This window comes from Methanoregula sp., assembly GCF_002835825.1.
Classification (GTDB): Archaea; Halobacteriota; Methanomicrobia; order Methanomicrobiales; family Methanospirillaceae; genus Methanoregula.
Genome location: NZ_PIZH01000379.1, coordinates 1 through 2,031 on the forward strand (window position 1 = coordinate 1; position 2,031 = coordinate 2,031).

The window sequence follows — 2,031 nt, forward strand, 5'->3', positions numbered from 1 at the left end:
AAACCGGACCCTGAAACCGGTGATCATAGGATATTAGGCCCAGGACTTTTTCCTTAAACTTGACACACTGTTCTGCCTGTTGCTCCTACTGGCGGGCCTTGTCTTAAGCCTCACTTCAAAGAAAGATGATCATGCGTCGTTTTTTAAGGGGCTCGGAGGAGCAAAAAAATACGGAAAACCCCTTCTCCTGTGGTCGATAATTCTGGCACTCGCAGGCATCCTGCTTTTCCGTATCTGGGTTGGTCTTTTTACCGGGCTGCCTCCTGAGTTCCGGTTTCTCAATATATTCGGGCCTTATAGTTTTGTTACCAGCACCATTACCCAGTTCCCCTTCAACTGGACGCTCGACTGGGCCATGTTAACCGAGGTCCCGGGCTATGGGGGACGATCGCTGTTGTTATTGATCTATCCTTTCGGGATCATGAGGACCGCAAACTTCATTGTTATCACCCTGCTTATGTTCGCCCTGACCCCGTTTGTCGTACCCCTCATTGTACTCGAACAGAAAACGCTCAGGGAGGCAGTCGCGGGATCGTTTGCCCTGATGAAAAAGATCGGTGCGGAGGCCGTTACCTGTGCCGCATTCCTTGCAGTTGTCGTCTTCGGTGTGTTCCTGACGTACCTGCTCGTCCAGGCTGCATCCGGGATAGTAAATCCCTATGTGACGGTGATGTTCCATCCCACCATCGCCTGGATCACGCTTGCCGTCCTCTATAACCTCGCACTTGTGGCGTTTGCATTGGTCGTAGCAACCGTCGGCGGGATCGCTGCGCTGGAGATGTACCGGGACAGGAAAATGCGGGAGAGCGGGCTATGACCCTCATTTCCGCCCTTGCCGACTGCTGGTTGGGCCTCTGCCGGAAGGCGCCGGCATTTCGTGCCTCACCAACAGGCAATCCTGATCAGCATGAATTTTCCTACGAAGACAGGCCGGATGGCGTGAGCGGCGGGCCGGGAACGATCCACCGGGGAGCCGGGGCAATCCTGTCAGGAACGAGAACCCTGATCCGGAACCGTCACCTTTTTTGGTTCACATTCCTGGCCGGGCTCGTGCTGGCCGGGCACATCCTTGCCCAGGGGGCCCTTCTTTTCGCAGGTGGTGAGGGCGGACATGTCTTGATCTTATCACCGGTCGTCACGTTCGTGCTTGAGTTCCCGACAGTCTTCTGCCTGTTGTTCCTGATTGCAGGCCTCGTGCTGAGTCTCTCATCAGATAAGGAAGAGCCAGTTCACTACCTCCATGCACTAACAAAGGTAAAACCATTCCTGGGACCACTTCTTCTGTGGTCTGTGATCCTGGCACTCGCAGGATCCCTGCTCTTCACCACCGGCCTGCATTTGGCCATGCTGAACCCGGCTTGGTACCGTCCTTTTAATATCTTCGGGGCACTCTCGGGGTTCTTAAGTGTCGTGCTCGCCCAGTTCCCCTTCAGCTGGTCCCTTGAGCCGGACGTCTATTTTCCTAGCGGAGGAGCATTTGCGTCGTCTGGCGCAACGTTGAAACTCGCGCTTCTGTATGCCCTGATCTTTTCAGCAGTCAACATACTCCTGTTCATCCTGACCCTGTTTGTCGTACCCCTGATCGTGCTGGAGAGGATGCAGCTGAAGGAAGCGATCCTTGGATCGTTTGGCATAATGAAGAAGATCCGGGGGGAAGTGGGGGTCTTCCTTCTCAGCCTGGGGATTATCGTATTTGCTGTGTCGATCACATTCCTGCTGTTCCAGTTCACCGGGATTGATCAGGTATCGGTTGAACCCGGCCATACGCACATTTCATCCACAAACCCGGGCATGGCGTGGATCGCTTTCGGCCTCCTGTACATTCTCGCCCTCTCAGGCTTTGCGTTTGTCGTGGCAACCGTTGGCGGGATCGCAACCCTGGACCTTTACCAGTATGCAAGAGGCAGGGGGACGGTACAATGACCCTCCTGTCTGCTCTTGCCGACTGCTGGCTGGGCCTCTGCCGGAAAACGCCCGCACTGCACACCGCTTCCGTGGTGATGCTGGGAGACTCGGGGGAGATCGGGTCCG

Annotated in this window: 2 protein-coding genes; both read left to right on the forward strand. The window is 55.4% G+C overall.

The window, feature by feature from the left end:
• The first annotated feature begins 79 nt into the window (after window positions 1-79).
• Window positions 80-817, forward strand: a complete 738-nt coding sequence (locus tag CW742_RS11280) for a hypothetical protein (RefSeq protein WP_292420444.1) — start codon at window positions 80-82, stop codon at window positions 815-817.
• A complete protein-coding gene (locus tag CW742_RS11285) occupies window positions 814-1,923 on the forward strand; it encodes a hypothetical protein (protein WP_292420446.1) in 1,110 nt (369 codons plus the stop codon). Before CW742_RS11280 ends, CW742_RS11285 begins: the two co-directional genes overlap by 4 nt.
• Window positions 1,924-2,031 lie beyond the last annotated feature (108 nt).

What these genes read in the sequence shown, in the direction of transcription:
- CW742_RS11285 (WP_292420446.1), top strand. Translation starts at nt 814, where the DNA reads ATGACCCTCATTTCCGCCCTTGCCGACTGCTGGTTGGGCCTCTGCCGG.